The sequence below is a fragment of the uncultured Novosphingobium sp. genome (assembly GCF_964277725.1).
GTDB classification, from domain to species: domain Bacteria; phylum Pseudomonadota; class Alphaproteobacteria; order Sphingomonadales; family Sphingomonadaceae; genus Novosphingobium; species Novosphingobium fluoreni.
In genome coordinates, this window is the sequence record NZ_CAXYKL010000290.1 from 1 (window position 1) to 5,698 (window position 5,698).

Genomic DNA, 5,698 nt, shown 5'->3' on the forward strand with positions numbered 1-5,698 from the left:
GCGCCGATGTTGCCGCCATACACATGAATCGAGATCGACGGCTCGTGCGGGCGGGCATTAGAAACGCGATGGATATCGCCCGTGCGCGGGCTGAAGGCATCCACCTCGCCCTCATCCAGGTAATCCGCTGCGCCGAATTGCTCGAGTTCGCCATCATGACGGCGCCGAAAAGTTTCTACCTGCTCGGCCCCGCGCAAAACGCCAACCAGACCCCAGACGCGGTGGTCATGGATGGGGGTGCCCTGCCCCGGCCCCCACACGAACGAGACAACGCTGAAACGCTCGCGACTGTCGCAGTGAAGCAGGTATTGGCGATACCCATCGGATGATGGCCGCGCGTATTCATCGGGCAACCAGTCGTCACGCGAAACCAGGCCGGCAAGCAGCGCGCCGCCGGCTTCCAGGATTTCTTCTTCGCGACTACCGGTGTTGAGCAATTCGGCAAAGCTGGTCACGAAACCGCGCAACCGTTCCAGCCGCGGCTGCACCACTATCCTGGTCGCCATATTCATGCGACGGCCTCATGGCTTTGTCGAAACGGGATCACGCTCGCGTGCTCCGCCCCGCTGCCCAGGGCGCTGAGCAACCGCTGCCGCAGACCGCGAGCCACGTCTGAACGCTCGCCCCTCGGCGCCGTGATCCGTTCCTGTGTTACGATACGGCCTTGATCGAGTACGAGGACACGGTCTGCAAGGGCGATCGCCTCGTCGACATCGTGCGTCACCATCAGCACAGCCGGGCGATGGGCCTGCCATAGGGCCAACGTCAACTCATGCATTTTCAGCCGCGTCAGGGCATCCAGCGCGGAGAACGGCTCGTCCAGCAGCAGCAATTCCGGCTCACGCACCAGTGCGCGCGCAAGAGCCGCGCGCTGCGCCTCGCCGCCTGAAAGCGTCAGCGGCCAGGCATCGAGGCGGTGGCCGAGACCGACTTCGTGCAAAGCCCGCTCCGCCTTGTCGCGAACACGCCCTGTCAAGCCGCGAAGCCCTAATGCAACATTGCGCCAAACCTTCTTCCAAGGCAGCAGGCGGGCATCCTGGAAAACGACTGCGCGCGAGCCTGGTATCCGCACCGATTGGCCCGTGGCATCGTCCAGTCCGGCGAGCGTGCGTAGCAGCGTTGTCTTGCCCGATCCCGACCGGCCAAGCAGGGCAACGAACTCACCCTTGCCAACTTCAAGGTCCAGATCAGAGATGATGACGTTATCGCCAAAAGCGCGGGTGAAGTTCGTTAGCTTCACGATCGGCTCGGGAACCGCTCGCAGACTATTTTGGCCTCGGTCAGCGGGGTGACGATCAGCTTGAAAAGAAAGGCGCGCGTCCATGTGTCTTCCTTTGATTTTTTTGGGTGCAGTCACGAGGCGACGTTGCTTGGGCGCCAGACCAAGGCGCGTTGCTCAATGATCCGGACAAGCCAATCAGCCCCAAGGCCCAGCACGGCGTAGACCATCAGGCACACGACAATGATGTCGGTGCGCATAAAATCACGGGCGTTGTTGATGAGATAGCCAAGCCCTGCCGATGCGTTGATCTGCTCGGCTACCACCAGCACCAAAATGGCGACCGACAGGGAATAGCGCAGGCCGACCAGCAAGGAGGGCAGTGCCCCTGGCAGAATGACGTGCCAGATCAGTTCGAACCGGCTGAGGCCGAAGCTGCGCGCACCCTCGATCAGGCGGACATCGACGGCGCGGATGCCGCTATACAAATTGAGGTAGATAGGAAAGATCGAAGCAAACGCGATCAGTGCGATCTTGGGTGTTTCACCAATCCCGAACCAGACGATAAACAGCGGCGTCAACGCCAGCGTGGGTATGGTGCGCTTGATCTGCATGAGTGGATCAACCGTCACCTCGCCCGCCCGCGAAAGACCAGAAACCAGTGCAAGGATCAGGCCGATGGTGACCCCGATCGTTAAGCCGGAGATCACGCGCAGCGCGGAAACGGCCAGATTGCCGGGCAACTCGCCGCTGGCGATCATCTGGAACAAAGTCGTGAGCACTGCCGAGGGCGCGGCGAGTGTGCGCTGAGGAATGATACCGCTACGCGATGCGATTTCCCACAAGACCAAAAACGTCACCGGGGATATCCATCGTGATCGACCCATACCGCTGAGAACTGGGGCGAAACGTCCTGTCGCTGTGATTGCTGTCATGCTCACATGGCAACAGATTATCTCTACCTCGGCAATTGAGTTATTAGCCCTTTCCTATCAGGAAACCTCATATGTCGCCTTTGGATGGGGGAAGAGCGTTTGAAGGCGCCGACAAGCTGAGGGTGAAACGGGACGAGCCGACCACGGCATTCCTCGATAGATTTGCTATCGACGGCGTTATATCTACTACTTTGATTGAGTATGAGCTATGTTGCACGACGAACGCGCAATTGATCTCTTTCTCTGACGTCAGGGCCCGCGCGATGCCTGTTAATCTACCGACCAATCTGCTGCGCGGTTTCGTGGCGATCGTCGATTCCGGCTCTATGCTGAACGCATCGGAAAAAGTCTTTATCACGCAGTCCGCGCTCAGCCTCCAGATCAAACGCCTGGAGGAATTGCTGCAGCAGGCACTATTTCATCGTGAAGGCCGGCGGCTTTCCCTCACCCCGGCAGGTGATCTGATGTTGGACTATGCCCGCAAAGTGCTGGCTTTGCATGACGAAGCCGTGAACGCTGTCAGTGCGGGTCAATATGCCGGTCCCGCGCGGATCGGCATGGTTCAGGATTTTGCGGAGACACTGCTATCGGGTCTGCTGGCGCGGTTCGCCGAACTGCATCCCGAGGCGCAGATTTACGCCCGCGTCGCCGGAACGGCCGACTTGCTTGCCATGCTGGATACGCGCCAGTTGGACATCGTCCTGGGCTTTGCCGCCAATAACGATCCGAACGCCATCACCATTGCGCCGATGGCGTGGTACGGCAGACAAGAACTGCTCGCCGATCCGACGGTGCCGCTCGCCGTATTGGAGCCGCCGTGCCGTTTTCGGGAAGCCGCCATCCGTACGCTGGAGGATGCAGGCAGGCCCTATCGCATCACCGTGGAGACCCCAAACCTCACCACGCTAAGGGCGGCGGTATCGGCAGGGCTAGGAGTCACCTGCCGCACTCATCTGTTCTCGCACGATGAGCCGATCGACTTGCCTGATATGCCGCTGCCCAAAGTGTCCTGCATTCTGCAGACAGCGCCGTCATTGTCCCACGCCACCGGCCGTCTCGCCGAACTGACGCGTGAGACGGTCGCCGCGTTGTAAGGCCGCAATAAGCCGAGGATTATCGCTTATTGCAAAGATCAATGATTTACGAGCCGGTTCTCATTGTCCGCAGGAGCTACATCACGCCTAGCCTCTCCCTCGTAAGAAGGAGCCCCAAGATGAGCCACATTTCGCTGCGCGAACGTTTTGCACGCCTTCAGGCAGAACGCGAGCAGACCTGGAAGCCTGAGCAACTGGCGGGTAACGCTCGGCAGCGACAGGCTTTGGTCGCAAGCCACGAGCCGGCAGCACATCCCCAGCCAGATACGGTCATCGCGCCGTTCGCCTTGATCGATCAGGATGGGCGCGATTTGACGCGAGACACGCTGACCGCAGCCGGACCGGCGGTGCTGGTGTTCTTCCGCTTCGGCGGCTGTCCCGCCTGCAACATCGCTTTGCCGTATTACAACGAAACACTGTGGCCGAGCCTGCGCGCCGCCGGTATTCCCCTGGTGGCGGTGAGCGCCCAAACTCCGGTGGATCGCGGCATCATCAATCGGCATGGCTTAACGTTCACCGTCGCCACCGATCCGAACTATGCGTTAAGCCGGCAACTGGGCATCACCTTCCTGCCCGAGGATCGCCCGCAGGTAGAGCCGGGCGAAGACTGGATCGGGAAGACGCTGGGCACCGATAGTTATGAGATGACCCAACCGGCGGTGCTGATCCTTGATCGCGGTGGCGAAGTGCGCTGGCTGGATATCAGCCCTGACTGGCTATCGCGCACCGAGAGCAATGAGGTCCTGGATCACCTTCCGGAAGTGGCACGCAAGGCCGCTGCCTGATCGTAGAGGAGGGATCCACCGAAAGACCCAGTCGGTGCCGCACCAGCCCTTTTCCTGCGCTTTCAACTCGAAATTTGAAGCCTGCGCCTACACGACGCAGGCTTACAGTCCCTCGCCGCCGACCCAGTGCGTATTTCCAAGATAGCGGGCCAGGTCCCATACCTGACGGCGGATGTCGGGCACCGCCACGATCTCCCACGCCTCGCCCTTGGTGATCGGCCCCACCGCAAGCAGCCGGTCCTGCGGATTGCCGTCAGCGTCGCGCAGCCGGCCCGACTGTTCGACGTCGAGGCCGAGTTGGTGCGCATCAGCGCGGATTAGCCCCTGAGCCGCCAGATTGCAAATCAACGGATGATCGGAACCCGTAATCGCCCCTTCCGGCCCGGTGCAGTTGATAACACGATCCGCGACAAGGCTGTGCACTTCAGTCTGGCCACGCGGCCGCCATCGCAGGTGCAAGCGGTCATCACGCGGCGCGGCGCGGCATAGCTTGCCCGCGCTGAAGAGCAGCCGCCCCTCTTCCTCCAGCGCCTGCAACTGAATGGCGACGTCGGGCGCCAGACGGTGGCGGTGCACATCCCAATAGGGCCGCGCATGGCGAAGAAAGCGGCGTTGCGCGAGTGCGTCGTGCCGTCGCCAGAGATGCTGCGTGTGGGAGCGCAACTCATCAATAGCGCCGCGCCACCCGATCTCCTTGGCACGGTCGCGAACCGAGCGCAGCAGCCACGATCCCTTAGCTTGCGGCTCGGTGACCGGGGTGACGGTGGGGCCTACTTCGGCGTGAGCACGCGGCTTCAGGCCGCGGCGCGAGAGCACGGTGATCCGCCCCCTGAAGCCGGAACGGTCAAGCGAGACAATCATGTCGGCTGCAGTGAGACCACTGCCGAGCAGGACAATATGGTCGAGACCGTCCAAACCATCGAGCACGCCCGGCATCCAAGGATCAGCGAAATGCAGGGGCGGCGTAACCGCAGTTAATGGCGGCAGGGGTGCGGGCGGAAAATTGCCCAGCGCCAGCACCAGCGCGCGGCAATCGACGCGCCTGCCGCTCGCGAGTGTCAGCTTGACTTGATCCGGAGCGACCGCCGCACCGACTGCCTCGCCCTGCACGATCTGGGCGCGTCCCGGAGCCGATGCGAGAGCGCCCAGCAGCAACTCTCGCAAGTAATGGCCGTAGGCCAGGCGCGGTACGAAGCGGTTAGCTTGACCGCGATCCGAAAAGCCCATCCAGCGCACGAAATGCCCGAGATCGTCGGGAAATGCGCTCATGTTGCTGGCACGTACGTTCAACAGATGCTCGGGCCGGCGGGTACCGAAAGCCAGCCCCTTAGCCAATTGCCGCTCGTCACGCTCGACGATAATAACCTCAACGCCCTGGCGGATAAGGTTGACCGCCAGCAGCGTACCACTGAAACCCGCACCGACGATGGCGACAGGGAGTTGCGCGGGTTCCAGTGCCTTCATCGTAGATTCCGGTTCATGGGTATTAGAACTTCGAAAGGCGGGACAAGGCTGCCCCGCCTCCTGCCCGAGCACCTACCAGGCAAGGTTCACGCGCGCGTATAGGAAACGACCGTTGAAGCCGAACGGCGAATAGTACGGGAACGCGGTGCCGCCGTTGTTATAGTTGATTACGTTGCTGTCCGGCACACGATCGGGATAGAC

6 protein-coding genes are annotated in these 5,698 nt (G+C 61.5%); 2 read left to right on the forward strand and 4 right to left on the reverse strand.

Translation table 11 applies throughout. The features are described 5' to 3' along the window. From ACHWRX_RS16180 to ACHWRX_RS16190, 3 genes are all read right to left on the reverse strand, one after another. The coding region (locus ACHWRX_RS16180) for a cysteine dioxygenase (RefSeq protein WP_394659969.1) at window positions 1-512 on the reverse strand (512 nt) is incomplete at its 3' end. Further along, the gene (locus tag ACHWRX_RS16185) at window positions 509-1,324 is read right to left on the reverse strand and encodes an ABC transporter ATP-binding protein (protein WP_394659970.1); all 816 of its coding nucleotides are present in this window, start codon (window positions 1,322-1,324) and stop codon (window positions 509-511) included. The genes ACHWRX_RS16180 and ACHWRX_RS16185, both read right to left, overlap by 4 nt. Window positions 1,325-1,353: 29 nt before the next feature. Further along, window positions 1,354-2,154: an ABC transporter permease gene (locus ACHWRX_RS16190; RefSeq protein ID WP_394659973.1), complete on the reverse strand. Its 801-nt coding sequence runs from the start codon at window positions 2,152-2,154 to the stop codon at window positions 1,354-1,356. Window positions 2,155-2,417: 263 nt separating this feature from the next. Here ACHWRX_RS16190 and ACHWRX_RS16195 point away from each other — a divergent pair, with 263 nt between their 5' ends. Together ACHWRX_RS16195 and ACHWRX_RS16200 are read left to right on the forward strand one after the other, a co-directional pair. Beyond that, on the forward strand, window positions 2,418-3,248 hold the full coding sequence (locus ACHWRX_RS16195) for a LysR substrate-binding domain-containing protein (RefSeq protein WP_058737280.1): 831 nt from the start codon (window positions 2,418-2,420) through the stop codon (window positions 3,246-3,248). A gap of 119 nt (window positions 3,249-3,367) precedes the next feature. After that, a complete protein-coding gene (locus tag ACHWRX_RS16200; protein WP_394659971.1) occupies window positions 3,368-4,033 on the forward strand; it encodes a peroxiredoxin-like family protein in 666 nt (221 codons plus the stop codon). A gap of 102 nt (window positions 4,034-4,135) precedes the next feature. Here the strand turns inward: ACHWRX_RS16200 and ACHWRX_RS16205 are convergent, their stop codons facing one another. After that, on the reverse strand, window positions 4,136-5,497 hold the full coding sequence (locus tag ACHWRX_RS16205) for an FAD/NAD(P)-binding protein (RefSeq protein WP_394659972.1): 1,362 nt from the start codon (window positions 5,495-5,497) through the stop codon (window positions 4,136-4,138). Between the last annotated feature and the right edge of the window lie 201 nt (window positions 5,498-5,698).